At 72.3% G+C, this 13,822-nt stretch carries 12 protein-coding genes; 5 read left to right on the plus strand and 7 right to left on the minus strand.

Going from position 1 to position 13,822, the window contains the following annotated elements:
* Positions 1-29: 29 nt before the first annotated feature.
* Together ACYVOM_RS05360 and ACYVOM_RS05365 are read right to left on the minus strand one after the other, a co-directional pair.
* Positions 30-2,222, minus strand: a complete 2,193-nt coding sequence (locus ACYVOM_RS05360) for an ATP-binding SpoIIE family protein phosphatase (RefSeq protein ID WP_460302079.1) — start codon at positions 2,220-2,222, stop codon at positions 30-32.
* Between the two features lie 78 nt (positions 2,223-2,300).
* Positions 2,301-3,002: a metal-dependent transcriptional regulator gene (locus ACYVOM_RS05365; protein WP_460302080.1), complete on the minus strand. Its 702-nt coding sequence runs from the start codon at positions 3,000-3,002 to the stop codon at positions 2,301-2,303.
* Positions 3,003-3,222: 220 nt separating this feature from the next.
* On the opposite strand from ACYVOM_RS05365, the gene pdxH reads away from it, so the two are divergent.
* The 5 genes from pdxH (at position 3,223) to ACYVOM_RS05390 (ending at position 9,229) form a co-directional block, all read left to right on the plus strand.
* Positions 3,223-3,894 (plus strand): pyridoxamine 5'-phosphate oxidase, encoded by a 672-nt coding sequence (pdxH, locus tag ACYVOM_RS05370; RefSeq protein ID WP_460302081.1) that lies wholly within the window; start codon positions 3,223-3,225, stop codon positions 3,892-3,894.
* Complete coding sequence (locus tag ACYVOM_RS05375) at positions 3,891-5,159, plus strand: MFS transporter (protein WP_460302082.1); 1,269 nt, start codon at positions 3,891-3,893, stop codon at positions 5,157-5,159. The genes pdxH and ACYVOM_RS05375 overlap by 4 nt, the downstream gene beginning before the upstream one ends.
* Positions 5,160-5,170: 11 nt before the next feature.
* Positions 5,171-6,283 (plus strand): phosphoserine transaminase, encoded by a 1,113-nt coding sequence (serC, locus tag ACYVOM_RS05380; protein WP_460302083.1) that lies wholly within the window; start codon positions 5,171-5,173, stop codon positions 6,281-6,283.
* A gap of 147 nt (positions 6,284-6,430) precedes the next feature.
* Positions 6,431-7,366, plus strand: a complete 936-nt coding sequence (locus ACYVOM_RS05385) for a hypothetical protein (protein WP_460302084.1) — start codon at positions 6,431-6,433, stop codon at positions 7,364-7,366.
* 24 nt (positions 7,367-7,390) lie between these two features.
* Positions 7,391-9,229 (plus strand): hypothetical protein, encoded by a 1,839-nt coding sequence (locus tag ACYVOM_RS05390; protein ID WP_460302085.1) that lies wholly within the window; start codon positions 7,391-7,393, stop codon positions 9,227-9,229.
* Positions 9,230-9,257: 28 nt separating this feature from the next.
* Here the strand turns inward: ACYVOM_RS05390 and thpR are convergent, their stop codons facing one another.
* The 5 genes from thpR to ACYVOM_RS05415 all read right to left on the minus strand — a co-directional run bounded on the left by thpR (position 9,258) and on the right by ACYVOM_RS05415 (position 13,804).
* Complete coding sequence (gene thpR / locus ACYVOM_RS05395) at positions 9,258-9,812, minus strand: RNA 2',3'-cyclic phosphodiesterase (RefSeq protein ID WP_460302086.1); 555 nt, start codon at positions 9,810-9,812, stop codon at positions 9,258-9,260.
* Between the two features lie 11 nt (positions 9,813-9,823).
* Positions 9,824-11,401, minus strand: a complete 1,578-nt coding sequence (locus tag ACYVOM_RS05400) for a TerD family protein (protein WP_460302087.1) — start codon at positions 11,399-11,401, stop codon at positions 9,824-9,826.
* Positions 11,402-11,403: 2 nt separating this feature from the next.
* Positions 11,404-11,976, minus strand: coding sequence for a TerD family protein (locus ACYVOM_RS05405; RefSeq protein WP_460302088.1), 573 nt, complete (start codon positions 11,974-11,976; stop codon positions 11,404-11,406).
* 77 nt (positions 11,977-12,053) lie between these two features.
* On the minus strand, positions 12,054-13,286 hold the full coding sequence (locus tag ACYVOM_RS05410) for an MFS transporter (RefSeq protein ID WP_460302089.1): 1,233 nt from the start codon (positions 13,284-13,286) through the stop codon (positions 12,054-12,056).
* A gap of 83 nt (positions 13,287-13,369) precedes the next feature.
* A complete protein-coding gene (locus ACYVOM_RS05415; RefSeq protein ID WP_460302090.1) occupies positions 13,370-13,804 on the minus strand; it encodes a MarR family winged helix-turn-helix transcriptional regulator in 435 nt (144 codons plus the stop codon).
* Positions 13,805-13,822 lie beyond the last annotated feature (18 nt).

The following is a 13,822-nucleotide window of genomic DNA, read 5'->3' on the forward strand; positions in this document are numbered from 1 at the left end:
CGGTCCGCCCGGTCCGGCCGGTCCGCCCGCTAATCCAGCGGCAGTTCGAACCAGACCGCCTTGCCGTTCGGCGTGGGGCGTGAGCCCCAGCGGGCCGCGATCTGGTCGACGAGGTAGAGGCCACGGCCGCCCTCGTCGGTCTCGCCCGCGTTGCGGATGCGGGGCAGCCGCAGGTCCGGGTCGAAGACCTCGACCCACAGGGCGCGGGCGCCGCGGCGCAGCCGCAGCCGGAACTCGGGTTTCACCGGCTCGGGCCTGCCGAGCCCGCCGCTGAGGTCCCAGTCGTCCTCGTCGAACGACAGCTCAGGCGCGCCGACCAGGGCGCGCTTCTGCGCGGGCACGTTGGTGGCGTGCAGGACGACGTTGGTGACGACCTCCGACACCAGCAGGCACGCGGTCTCGGCGTCGTCCTCGGCCAGGCCCCAGGCGGTGAAGGTGTCGGACGCGAGCCTGCGCGCCTCGGAGACCATGATCGGCTCGGCCGGGAAGGTCCGCTCGCGCACGGCGAGCTCCTCCGGCGCGGTCCTGATGACGACCAGCGCCACGTCGTCGTCGATCTCGCCGGGCACCGCGCCGAACACCGCGTGCGCGACGCCCTCGACGTCGCCGCGGGCCGCCTTGGCGACGGCGGCCCGGACGAGGCCGCGGGACTCCTCGCCGGTGAGGAACGAGCCGTCGGCCTTGGGCCGCCGCCGCTCGATGAGGCCGTCGGTGTAGAGCACCAGCATGCTGCCGGGCGCGAGGACGACGGTCTCCTCCTCGAAGGCGGCGTCGCCGCCGAAGCCCGCCGAGCGCATGCCGAGCATCGCACCGGTGGAGCGGCTGAAGTCGAGGTCGCCGACGACGTCGCCGACGGCCAGCAGCGGCGGGTGGTGCCCCGCGTTGGCCCAGGTCAGCTCGCGCGACCAGGCGTCGTAGACGAAGTAGCTGCAGGACACCAGCGGGGGGCGCGGGGAGTCGGGGCGGACCATGCCGCGCGTCCACTCGTCCAGCTTGCGCATGATGTCGGACGGGGACTTGTCGTCCTGGGCGAAGGCCCGCAGCGCGGCCCGCAACTGGCCCATGACCGCGGCGGCCCGGGCGCCCCTGCCCTCGACGTCGCCGACGACGATGCCGACCCGTCCGGCCGACAGCGGGATCACGTCGTACCAGTCGCCGCCGACCTGGGTCTGCACGCCCTGGCCGTGGGACTCCAGCGGCGGGGCCGGCTCGTACCGCCAGGCGATCTTGAGCCCGTCGAGGTCCGGCGGGCGCTCGCCGGGCAGGAGCTGGCGCTGGAACGCGAGCGCGGTCTGCCGCTCCTCCTCGAACAGCAGCGCGTTGTCGATCGACAGCGCCACCCGGGACGCGATCGCGCCGACGAGGGTGCGGTCGAACTCGTCGTAGTGCGGGTCGGGGCGGCGGCCCAGGTTCGACAGGGCCAGGCTCATCACGCCGAGGACCTCGCCGCGCGCCACCAGCGGCGCGGCGATCATGGAGGTGACGCCGAAGTCCGCGTCCGGGCCGGTCGATCCGGCCAGGACCGCGTCGCGGCGGCGCATCGCCTTGGCTGCGTGGTCGTCGTAGGGGTAGTCGACCTGCTCTCCGGGCTCGGCCCACACGCCGGGCGGGGGCGTCCAGCCGCGCGCGTGCTCGGCCACCCGGCGCACCAGCTTGTCGCCGGACACCAGGTCGATGAAGAGGTGGTCGGCGAACTGCGGGACCAGGGTGCCGGCGACGGCGCGCAGGGTCACGTCGAGTTCCAGCGACGCCGCCAGGCGGGTGCCGATGCGGTCGAGCAGGCCGTACCTGTCCTGTTCGCGCTGGTTGCTGCGCAGCGCCTCGCGGGCGAAGATCGCGACCCCGTCGATCGCCCCGGACGGGTGGCGCAGCGGGACGGCCTGGGCCCGCGTGTAGACCGGCGTGCCGTCATCGCGCAGATTGCAGAACGTGCCCTCCCAGACGCCGCCCTTGAGGACCTGCCGCGCCAGATCGATGGCCTGGTCGTGGTCCTCCTCGGCGATGCCCAGCGAGAGCACGCTCTGCCCGATGACCTCGTCGCCGCCGAAGCCGAACAGCTTCTTGGCGAACGCGTTGATCGAGATGATGTTGCTGAAGCGGTCGGTGACGATGACCGCCATCTCCATCTGGGCGAAGACCGTCTCCGGCGGCAGCTCCGCGAGATACGCGGGCGCGTCGTACTCGGCCCGCCCTTCGTCCTCGGCGGCACCCCACTGGCTCATCCGCTCACCTCCGGCGCCCATTCAACGATGAACGCCGAGCATGCGGCGGTGAAAATATGGAGATCGTCGGCCAAGATGTCAGAGCTTCGCGACGAAGACGTGCTCGGCGATACGCCGAGGCAGCTCTGTCTCAGGACCATCCCCGGAGTCGTCACAGATAACTCGCACACCATCGTCGTCGCCTACCGCGAGGGTAACCTCACGTCCGGGTTGTATCCCGATCTGCTTGAGTTTAAGCATTTGATCGTGATCTGCCTGGACTTGTTCGCCGATCCGGCGAATCACTGCGGCTTGTCCGTCTCGCGTCGCGGCGGTGGTCATGGCCGTGACCGGCTCCGCGGCGGTGGCCGTGCGACCGCCCAGCTCCTCCAGCCCGGGGATCGGGTTGCCGTGCGGGCAGGCCGTCGGGTTGTCCAGCAGGGCGACCAACCTGGCCTCCACCTGCTCGGACATGACGTGCTCCCAGCGGCACGCCTCGGCGTGCACGTCCTCCCAGGGCAGCCCGATGACGTTCACCAGAAGGCACTCGGCGAGACGGTGCTTGCGCATCACCCGGACAGCGAGCTCGCGGCCGGATTCGGTCAGCACCAGATGCCGGTCGCCCTCGACCCGAAGCAGGCCGTCGCGCTCCATGCGGGCCACCGTCTGGCTCACCGTCGGGCCGCTCTGCGAGAGCCGCTCGGCGATCCGGGCCCGGAGCGGGACGATGCCCTCTTCCTCAAGCTCGTACACCGTGCGGAGATACATCTCCGTAGTGTCGATCAGTCCGTGTGAGCTCAAGGTCCCTCCACTCTCCAGCTGGCAGTCTACTTCTCGGTCACCCTCCGGAAGTCCGAGTCTCCGGCGTTTGTTCAGCGTTTTCCGGCCACGGGGTTATTCCGTGTCGCCCGGAAGGCCCGCGATGCCACGGATCGGACGGCCGGGGTCCCTGCCGCGGCGGTCCTCCGGAAGGCCGCCGGGCCGATCGGCACCCCCGCGTGCCCGGCGTGTCCGACCGGGGATGAGAGGCTTGACGACCGTGGATCGTTCACTCGCGGACCCCGCGCACCTCAGGATCTCCTACGACAGGGGCGAACTGGCCGAGGACTCCGCTCCCGCCGAGCCCTTCGCGCTGTTCACGAGCTGGTTCGCGGACGCGGTGAGCGCGGGCCTGCCCGAACCCAACGCGATGGTCCTCGCCACCGCCTCGGCCGACGGGGAGCCCCGCGCCCGGACGGTCCTGCTCAAGGGCTTCAAGACCGACGGGTTCCGGTTCTTCACCAACCACACCTCCCGCAAGGGCCGCGATCTCGCGGCCAACCCGCGGGCGAGCCTCCTGTTCCCTTGGCACCCGATCCACCGGCAGGTGATCATCGGCGGGTCGTGCGCCCCGCTGCCGCAGGAGGAGTCCGCCGCGTACTTCCGGTCCCGACCGCACGGCTCTCAGCTCGGCGCCTGGGCGTCGCACCAGTCGGCGGTGATCGCCGACCGGGCCGAGTTGGAGAATCGGTTCGCCGAATCGGCCCGCCGGTGGCCGGAACCGGACGACGTGCCCGTGCCCGACTTCTGGGGCGGCTACCTCGTCGTGCCCGCGTACGTCGAGTTCTGGCAGGGGCGGCCCGACCGGCTGCACGACAGGCTCCGCTACACCCGCGACGGGCAGGACTGGATCCGGGAGCGCCTCGCCCCGTGAGACTCCTGCTCGACGTCACCCCCCTGCGCAACCCGGCCTACCGGCGGCTGTGGATCGGCCACGGCGTCTCCTTCATCGGCTTCCAGGTCACCGCGGTCGCCGTGCCCGTCCAGGTCTGGCACCTCACGGAGTCGTCCTTCTGGGTCGGCGTGCTCAGCATGATCACCCTGGTGCCGCTCATCGTCTTCGGCCTGTGGGGCGGCGCGGTCGCCGACCACATGGACCGGCGGCGGCTGCTGATGTGGTCGTCGGTCCTCACCTGGACCGCCACCCTCGCGCTGCTCGCCCAGGCCGTGCTCGGGCTGGACCAGTTGTGGATCATCATGGCGGTCACCGCGCTCCAGTCGACCGGCTTCGCCGTCTCCTCGCCGACCCGCGGCGCGATCATCCCCCGGCTGTTCGACGCCGCCGAGATCCCCGCCGCGAACACGCTCACCTACACGTTCACGCAGGCCGCGACGCTCGGCGGGCCGCTGCTCGCGGGCGCCATCCTCGCCGCGGGCTCCTACGCGTGGGCCTACGCCCTGGACGCGGTGCTCTTCACCGTCATGCTGTGGGCGGCCTTCCGGCTGCCGCCCATGCCGCCGCAGGCCGGCGCCGCCCTCGGCACCCCGGGACTGCGCGCCGTCCTCGACGGGCTGCGGTTCCTGTGGACCCAGCCGGTGCTGCTCCTGTCCTTCGTGGTGGACATCATCGCGATGGGCGTGGCGATGCCGCGGGCATTGTTCCCCGAGCTCGCCGAGGTCAGGTTCGGCGACAGCCCGGACGGCGGGCCCGCGGTCGGCTGGCTGTACGCGGCGATCGGCATCGGAGCGGTGCTCGGCGGGCTGTTCTCCGGCTGGATCGGCCGGGTCCGCCGCCAGGGGCTCGCGCTCATCATCGCGATCGCGGCCTGGGGCGTCGCGGTCGCGCTCGCCGGGCTCCAGCAGTCCCTGTGGCTCGCGGTGCTGTTCCTCGCCCTCGGCGGCGTCGCGGACCTCATCTCGGCGGTCTTCCGGCAGACGATCCTGCAGACGTACGCGCCGGACGAGATGCGCGGCCGCGTCCAGGGCATCTTCACCGTCGTCGTCGCGGGCGGGCCGCGCCTCGGCGACCTGCGGGCCGGGCTCATGGCCGTGGCCTTCGGCGCGGGCGTCTCCTGGGTCGTCGGCGGCCTCGCCTGCGCCGTCCTGGTGCTCGTCGTCGGCGCCGCCTTCCCCGCGCTGGCCAGGTATCGCGCGCCGGGCGGCGGACCGGAGGAGCGATCTTCGGCGCAGGTCACGTAGGCTCTTGCGACGTGAGCGACATCGTCATCCCCGCTGAGATCAAGCCCGCCGACGGCCGATTCGGCTGCGGCCCGTCCAAGGTACGGCCCGAGCAGCTCAAGGCGCTGTACGAGTCCGGCAGCACGTACTTCGGCACCTCGCACCGCCAGAAGCCGGTCAAGTCGATCTTCGGCCGGATCCGCTCCGGCCTGAGCGACCTCTTCCAGCTCCCCGAGGGCTACGAGGTGCTGATCAGCAACGGCGGCACGACCGCGTTCTGGGACGCCGCCGCGTTCGGCCTGGTGCGATCCAAGTCCCAGCACCTGAGCTTCGGCGAGTTCTCCTCGAAGTTCGGCAAGGTCGTCGCGGGCGCCCCCTGGCTGGGCGACCCGACGGTGATCTCCTCCGAGCCGGGCACGCACCCGCTGCCCCGGCCCGAGGAGGGCGTGGACGTCTACGCGCTCACCCACAACGAGACCTCGACCGGCGTCGCGATGCCGATCATGCGGGTCGTCGACGACGAGTCCCTGGTGATGGTCGACGCCACCTCCGGCGCGGGCGGCCTGCCCGTCGACGTCTCGGAGACCGACGTCTACTACTTCGCCCCGCAGAAGTGCTTCGCCGCCGACGGCGGCCTGTGGGTGGCGCTCGCCTCGCCCAAGGCGCTCGCCCGGATCGAGGAGATCGCCTCCTCCGGCCGGTACATCCCCGAGTTCTTCAACCTGAAGACCGTCGTGGACAACTCCGCCAAGGACCAGACCTACAACACCCCGGCCGTCGGCACCGCGCTGCTCTTCGCCGAGCAGATCGAGTGGATGAACACCAACGGCGGGCTCTCCTGGACCACCGGCCGGACCGAGGACTCGTCCTCGCGGCTGTACGGCTGGGCCGAGAAGTCCGAGTTCGCGACCCCGTTCGTCACCGACCCGGCGCACCGCTCCCAGGTCGTCGGCACGATCGACTTCGCCGAGGGCATCGACGCCGCCGCGATCGCCAAGACGCTGCGCGCCAACGGCATCGTGGACACCGAGCCGTACCGCAAGCTGGGCAAGAACCAGCTGCGCGTCGGCATGTTCCCGGCGATCGACCCCGCCGACGTCGAGGCCCTCACCGCCTGCGTCGACTACGTGGTCGAGCGCCTCTAGCCGGTGTCCGCCCCTTCAGGCGAACCCCAGGCCAGGGCATCCCGGACTCGGCAATAGGCTCGATGGCGTGTACCGCCCGACTCGCTGGCTCCTGCCGACCATCCTGATCCTGCTCGTCCTGGCGGTGGTCTTGGGTACGTTCCTGAGGTGAGCCCTTTCACCAGCGCGCTGCTCGCCGCCGTTCTCCCGCTGGGGAGCGGCGGCGACGCGCGAGTGGAGTTCTCCTTCACCGACGACCGGATCACCGAGTCCTCCGGGCTCGCCGCCTCGATCCTCCACCCCGGGATCGTCTACACCCACAACGACTCCGGGGGCGAGGCCCGCGTCTACGCCGTCGACTCCGCGACCGGGCGGACCAAGGCGGTCCTGACCTTCGAGGGCCTCACCGCCCGCGACTGGGAGGGGATGGCCATCGGCGAGGACGAGAAGGGCCGGCCCGCCCTCTACCTGGCCGACATCGGCGACAACCTCCACGGCGCCTGGCCGCACGTCGCGGTCTTCCGGATCCCCGAGCCCGCGCGACTGCGCGACGCGACGCTGCCCGTGACGGCCTTCCGGTTCACCTACGAGGACGGGCCCCGCGACGCCGAGTCCCTGCTCATCGACCCCCGGGACAACCGCCTCTACATCGCCTCCAAGCGTCTCGGAGGCGGCACCCTGTACCGCGCGCCCAAGAAGCCCCGAACGACCGGCCTGAACGTCCTCAAGCCCGTCGGCGACGCCCCCTCGTTCGCCACCGACGGCGCGTACGCCCCCGACGGGTCCACGTTCGTGATCCGCGGCTACGGGTCGGCGACCGTCTACAAGGCGCCCGGCGAGCAGGTCGAGCGGATCTCCCTGCCCAACCAGGAGCAGGGCGAAGGCATCACCTACACCCCCGACGGCAAGGCCCTGCTGATCAGTTCCGAGGGCGAGGACCGCAAGGTGTGGCGGGTTCCCCTTCCCGAAGAGGCCCTCCCCCAACCCTCCCCGACACCCGAAGCGGCGAATAAGGAAACCTCAGGAACTAATAAGGGCCTCGGATTGTTCGTTCTGGTTGGCGTCACGTTGGCAGCGGTGTTCCTCGGGCGCAGACGAAAGTGAGTGGAGCGTGTCACTATCTCTTCTGTGGACCACGAGCTCGTCGGCCTGAGGGCCGAGGGCCGTCGCCCGCCCGGCGGCGCGCCCTTCGCCCTGCTGGCCTTCGCCGTCGCGCTGATCCCGCTCCAGCCCTCCTGGCTGTGGGCGGCCCTCGTCCTCGGCTTCGCCGCGCTGCCCCTCGTGCTGCCCGGCGCACGCCCCGGACCCCGCTGGCGGCTGTCGCCCGCCGGACTCCAGCTCGTCGGACGGGACGGCCAGATCGTCCAGTCCTATGAGCCGGGACGCGTCCAGGAGCTGTCGATCAGCGCCGACGAGCAGGTGCTCACCGTGCACCACAAGTTCGGCACGACCCAGCTCGGCACGCTCCCGGAGATGGGCTTCGAGCCGCACGCCTTCTTCGTGACCGCCCGGCGCGCCGGCATCCCCGTGCACGTCGTGGACAACGACTTCGCTCCGGACCCCGACGAGGAGCAGGACTACCTCGACGTCGAGGCGGCCCTGATGTCGGCGGTCGTCGAGCCCGCGAAGCCGTCCGGCGGGGCCGTGACGCTCGTCTCGCAGGGCGACGGGGCCTCCCGGCTGCGCGCGGCGCTGCTCGGCGGCACCGCGGTCTGCCTGGCCTGGCTGATGGTGGTCGTCTCGGCCGTCCAGGGCATGGAGTCGGTCTCGGCCCGCTTCGGCGCGGGCCTGTGGGCGCTCGGCGGCACCCTGGCCGCCCTCGCCGTGCGGCGGCGGCTGCGCCGGACCGCCCCGGTGCGCTGGGACATCTCCGACCAGGCGGTCCAGGGGATTCCCGCGGAGTCGATCGGCGCGCTGCTGCTCGGCCCCGGCCCGGAACTGAACCCGCTCAGCGGCGAGCCCGAGTACGCGCCGCTCACCGCGGTCGTCTTCGACCACGGGCTGCGGGTGATCGGCCAGCTCAACGCGCGCGGTATGGACGAGTTCCAGCTCGCGCACACCCTCGACGAGCACGGCTACCCCCTCGTGTCCACCGCGCCCGCGTCGATCCGGCCGTCGGAGTACGGGCTCGACGGGCTCCCGGAGATCTTCTCCCAGGTGCCCGGAGGCCGCCTCGTCGTCGGCGAGGACGGACTCGGCTGGGCCGACATGGCCGGGGACGTCATGCTGAAGATGCCCGCCGACAAGATCGGCGTGGTCGAGCTGCTCACCGTGGACGGCCACGCGTGGCTGCGGGTCTACGACACCGACGGCGAGGAGTTCCTCGCCGCCCCGCTCAAGGCGCTGCGGATCGCCCGGACCGACCTGCGGGAGAAGGCGCGGGCTGTGGGCCTGCCCGTCACCGACGCCGAGTACGACGCCTACCTGAGCGCCGCGTTCCACGGCGCGGTCTCCACGATCGCCGCCGAGGACCCCGCCCCGCTCCCGGCCCCCGAGAGCGGGCCCGGAGCACTGCTGGACGTCACGCCGCGGGCCCGCGTGTGGACCTACGGGGTGACGGCCGCGATCGCGCTCCTGGTGACGGTGACCATCGCCTGGGTGTTCCTCGGGTTCAGCCCGGTCATGGCCTGGTCGGTGCCGCTCGGGCTGCTGATCGGCTTCGTCGGGGCCTGGTTCTACGACCGCAACCGCTCCCAGCTGCGGGTGTCGATGCACGGGATCGCCTCGGTGACCCGGCTCGGCCGCACCGACTGGAGCCTGCGCCGCGAGACCGTCGGCGGGGTCGGCATCGACCACTCCGGCGAGGGCGTTCCCCGGCTCGTCGTCTGGAGCCCGGCGGGGCGCGTGCTGCGGCGGGTGTCGTTCGCGCCCGACCTGGCCGAGCTGCGCCGCGCCTGCGAGCGCTACGGGCTGCCCTGGGGGCCGCCCGACGGCGCCGGGTCCGCCGCGCCGCCCCCGGAGATCTGACGGCCGCTCGGGCGAATCTGACGGCCCCTCAGGCGAACGGCAGCGCCCGCAGGAGGGTGTGGCCCGGCCTGGGGAAGTGGCTCTGCATCACGTCGAGGGCCGCGGGCGTCCACGGGCGGCCCGCGAAGCCGTCCAGGAGGGCGGTGGGGCCGCGCAGGTCGCGGGGCTCCCGGCTGCGGGCGAGGGTGAGGTGCGGGCGGAACCCGCGGTCGTGCTCCGGGGGCTTCAGGCCCGCGCGCGCCCCCGCGTCGGCGCAGCGCCCGGCCAGCTCCTCCAGCTCCGCGAGGTCGCCGTCGACGCCCGTCCACAGGACCTTGGCGCGGCCGGGCGAGCGCGCGGGGAACGCGCCGGCCCCGGCGAGCCGCAGGCACGGCGCGGGACCTGCCGCGACGGCCTCGGCGAGCAGCTCGGGCAGGGCCTCGGCGGCCTCCTCGTCGACCTCGCCGTAGAACGCCAAGGTCAGGTGCCACTGGGCCCGCGCGGCCCAGCGCAGCCCGGGATGGGCGCGCCGGACCTCGGCGACGGCGTCGGCCAGGGCGTCCAGGACGTCGGCCGGCGGATGGATCGCGGCGAACAGGCGCACTCCGGCCCCTCTCAGCCGAACACCCGGGCGTGGGCGTTCAGGACGTGGCTGAGCAGCGCGGGGGGCCGGTCGAAGGCGCCGTCGGTGAGCAGGTCGGGGGTGAGGGTCCAGGAGCCGCCCACCCACGGGTCGGCGAGGGTGCCGCCGGACGGCGGAAGGGTGCTTCCGGCCATCTTGACCCGCATGGCCCGCACGGACTCCTCGGTGGGCGTGTCGGTCTCCACGCAGATCACCGGGACCGCCAACGGCGGGCCCTCCTTGGCCAGCCGGATCAGCTTGTCGCCGTGCTCCTCCAGAGCCGCCCCCACGTCGAAGACCACCACGAGGCGGACCGGCGGCGCGCCGTCGAGGAACATCTGCTCCTCGCCGCCGACCGCGCGCAGGTCGACGAGGTCGAGCAGGCGGTCGAGCCGCTGCCCGGCCTGCGGCCCGACCGCGACGCCGCCGCCGCACAGCAGCTCGCGGCTCGGGTCGGGCAGCCCGTTGAGCCAGCCCGCGCCCGCCAGGCCCGTCGGGTCGATGACGTCGAGGCCGACCGCGCCGGGCGGCACCGCGGCGAGGAACCGGGTGACCAGCGACCAGGCGAAGGCCGCCGAGTCGCCGGGGCCGGTGCCGCGGTCGATCCACACCGGGCGGCCGAAGGGCACCCGCAGGATCAGCGGAATGCGCAAGGTGGAGACCTCGTCGGCGTCCAGGTGGCCGAGCAGGAGCCCCTCGCCGACCTTGTCCGACGGCTGCCAGGTGAGCCAGGACGGCCCGGAGAACGGCGACACCTCCGCGCCGACCGCCCCCTCGTGCGTGGCGAGCTCGCCCGCGAGCTGGGCCATGTCGGCGGTCAGCCGCTCCATCCCGGCGTCCATCAGCTGCTGGGCCCTGCCGCGCGGAGCCTGCCCGGTGACCTCCTGGTCGCGGACGCCGAGGGCGTACTCCAGCGAGCCGCGGTAGGAGTCGAGGGAGCGGCTGGCGTCCTCCCAGACCATCCAGACGCGGTCGACGAACGGAACGCCCTGCTGCTGGGCTCCCTGATGCTTGGCCCCTTGCTGCTGGTCCCCCGGCCGGCCGGGCGGGGGCGGCGGCGGGCCCGGATCGGGCATCACGCGCGGCGGCGGGGCGGTCCGCGGGCCGGGGTCGTCGACCTCGACGCCGTGGTCGGCGAGCAGGGCGGCCAGGCCCGCGGCGTAGCCCTGGCCGACGGCCCTGACCTTCCACTCCCCGGCCCGGCGGTACAGCTCAAGGGCGACGAGGGCGGTCTCCTCGCCGAGCCCGCCCATGGCGAAGGTGTGGCCGTCCACCAGGACGGTCGGGGCGGGGACCGTCGAGAACGGGGAGCCGTCGCCGAGGCTGAGCGCGACGAGCACGGCGTGCACTTCCGGCGGAAGGGCGGTGAGGTCGATCTCCAGGGCCTCCTGGCTCCAGCGCACACCGGGACCCGCCGGAGCGTTGAAGAACACCAGGTCGTCGTCGGAGCGGACCCGCAGATCCCGGCCGACGAGCAGCGCGCTCAGGTCGGCCGGGACGGCGCAGGTGTGCGTGATGGTGACCCGGGAGGCTCGCAGGGGGGCGTTGGCCCCGCGGACGAGTGCTGTCACCGTCAGGCGTGCGCCGCGATCGCCGGGAGCATGTCCTGGAAGGTCCGGCCCTGGCTTGGTTCGCCGATCGCGCCGAGCTTCCACTCCTGGCCGTGCCGGTACAGGCGGGCCATCACCATGCCGGTGTGCGCGCCGCCCCCGGTGAGCGTGTAGCGGGCCAGCTCGGTGTTGCTGGTCTCGTCGACCAGGCGGCAGAAGGCGTTCTCCACCTGGTTGAAGTTCTGGCCCTGGAAGGAGCTGACGGTGAAGACCAGGGAGGTGACGTGGACCGGGAGCCGGGACAGGTCGACGATGATCGACTCGTCGTCGCCGTCGCCCGCGCCGGTGAGGTTGTCGCCGGTGTGCCGGATGGAGCCGTCACGGCTGGTGAGCTGCCCGAAGTAGACGACGTCGGCCACCTGCCGCTCGGCGAAGACCACGACCGAGGCGTCGAGGTCGATGTCCTGCTCGCGCGAGCCGAAGAACCCCTTCTTCTTGACGGCGTCCCAGCCGAGGCCCATCCGGACCAGCGTGAGGCCGCCCCCGCCCGGCTTGCTCAGCGAGATCCGCTGGCCCTTCTGCAAGGAAACAGTCACTGCTCCGCCCCTTCGTCGTGTGCACCGGGCCCCAGCTTTTCAAGCGGCACCGCTGGTTGTCATCTGACCACCTGAGACTATGCGGCGGCACTGACGGTTCCCGCGTCGTCCGCGCCGCCCTCCAGCGCCCTGGCCCGGCGCAGCGCGATCATCGCCGCGCCGGCGAGGACGGCGACGATGCCGCCGAAGACGATCGAGACCCGGCCGCCGAAGCGCTCGGCCATCCAGCCGACGAACGGGGAGGTGATCGGGTTCACACCCATGAAGACCAGCATGTACAGGCCCATCACCCGGCCGCGCATGTCGGCGGAGACGCCGAGCTGCATCGTCGCGTTCGCGGCGGTGGTGAACGTCATGAGCAGCACGCCGGTCGGCACCAGCATGATCAGGAACAGCGGCCAGGTCGGCATGATCCCGACGAGGACCGCGGCGACGCCGAACAGCAGGACCGAGCCGTAGAGCAGCCGGTCGTCGGGGCGCACGCGGCGGGCCGCGAGCAGCGCGCCGGTGACCGAGCCGACCGCCATCGCGGTGCTGGCCAGGCCGAACTGGGACGCGCCCATGCCGAAGTCCTTGGTGGCGACCAGGGCCGTGGTGATCTGGAAGTTCATCGCGAACCCGGCGACCAGCGCGATGGTGACGAGGATCATCACCAGATCCGGCCGGTTGCGGACATAGCGCAGCCCCTCGCGCAGCTGGCCCTTCTGGCGCGGGACCGGCGGGTGGGTGTGCAGCTCGCTCTCGCGCATCCGCCACAGCCCGAACAGGACCGCGCCGAACGACGCGAAGTTGACGAGGAAGACCGGGCCGGTGCCGATGAGGGCGATGAGCACGCCCGCGACCGCCGGGCCGACGACCCGGGCGCCGTTGAACGTGGCGCTGTTCAGGGCGACGGCGTTGGGCAGGTCTTCCTTGCCGACGAGTTCGCTCACGAACGCCTGGCGGGCGGGGTTGTCGAACACCGTCGCGACGCCGAGGGCGAAGGCCAGCACGTAGACGTGCCAGACCTGGGCGAGGCCGCCCACGTCGAGCAGGCCGAGGGCCAGCGCGGGCAGCGCGAGGCCGATCTGGGTGAGCGCGATGAGTTTGCGGCGCGGGAAGCGGTCGGCGACCACGCCGCCCCACAGCCCGAACAGCAGCATCGGCAGGAACTGGAGCGCGGTCGTGATGCCCAGGGCGGTGCCGCTGCCGTGGGTGAGCTGGAGGACCAGCCAGTCCTGGGCGATGCGCTGCATCCAGGTGCCCGTGTTGGAGATCACCTGGCCGGACAGGAAGTACCGGTAGTTGCGGTTGCGCAGGCTCCGGAACATCCCGGCGCGCGGGGCCTTCGCCGACTCCGGGAATGTCTGCTCTAGCTCCTGCTGTGTCCTTCTCAGCTCCTGCTGTGTCCTTCTCAGCTCCTGCTGAGCTTGTCCAGGATGGGCGCGGCGCTCTCCAGCACCGTCCGCTCCTCCGGCGTCAGCTCCGCCAGGCGCTGCGCCAGCCACGCCTCCTTCAGCCTCCGGTGCTCGACGAGCAAGGAGCGTCCGGAATCGGTGAGGGCGAGCACCACCTGGCGTCCGTCGGTCGGATGCGCCCGCCGCGCGACGAGCCCGGCGGACTCCAGCGACGCGACGGTCCGCGTCATCGACGGCGGTTTCACATGTTCGTGCTCGGCCAGCGCGCGCGGGGTCATCTCCCCGTGCTTGTCCAAACTCGCGAGCGTCGAGAACTGGGTGAGCGACATCTCGCTCACGGCCTGCCGGCGCAGTCGCCTGGACAGCCGTGCCACCGAGATCCGCAGCTCGGCGGCCATCCCGGCGAAGTCGGTCGTCTTCGTGGGTTCCATCGTCAAAATCATTAGCAA

Source organism: Actinocorallia aurea (genome assembly GCF_054783995.1).